Annotated in this window: 1 protein-coding gene; it reads right to left on the bottom strand. The window is 64.4% G+C overall.

Annotated elements, in window-relative coordinates:
• Positions 1 to 512 (bottom strand): GTP-binding protein (locus tag AC1DKR_RS21100; protein WP_478035092.1); only part of this gene is annotated, 512 nt, incomplete at both ends.

Below are 512 nucleotides of genomic sequence, written 5' to 3' on the forward strand. Positions count from 1 at the left end.
GCTTGACCTTGGTCCAGCAGCTTGCGGAACATTTCCACGCCCGTGCAGGTCGTCTTCACCGTCGGGCGGATACCCACGATTTCGATTTCCTCACCGACCTTCACCACGCCGCGCTCGATACGACCCGTCACCACGGTACCGCGGCCCGAGATCGAGAACACGTCTTCCACCGGCATCAGGAACGTACCGTCAACCGCGCGCTCCGGCGTCGGGATGTACGTGTCCAGGGCGTCGGCCAGGTTCATGATCGCCACTTCGCCCAGCTCGCCCTTGTCGCCTTCCAGCGCCAGSYKGGCCGAACCCGWGATGATCGGGGTGTCGTCGCCCGGGAAGTCGTACTTGSWCAGCAGCTCGCGGACTTCCATTTCGACCAGTTCCAGCAGCTCGGCATCGTCMACCATGTCGGCCTTGTTCAGGAACACGACGATGTACGGCACGCCGACCTGACGCGACAGCAGGATGTGCTCGCGGGTCTGCGGCATCGGGCCGTCAGCGGCCGAGCACACCAGGAT

The sequence above is a fragment of the Stenotrophomonas sp. 01N47 genome (assembly GCF_056399165.1).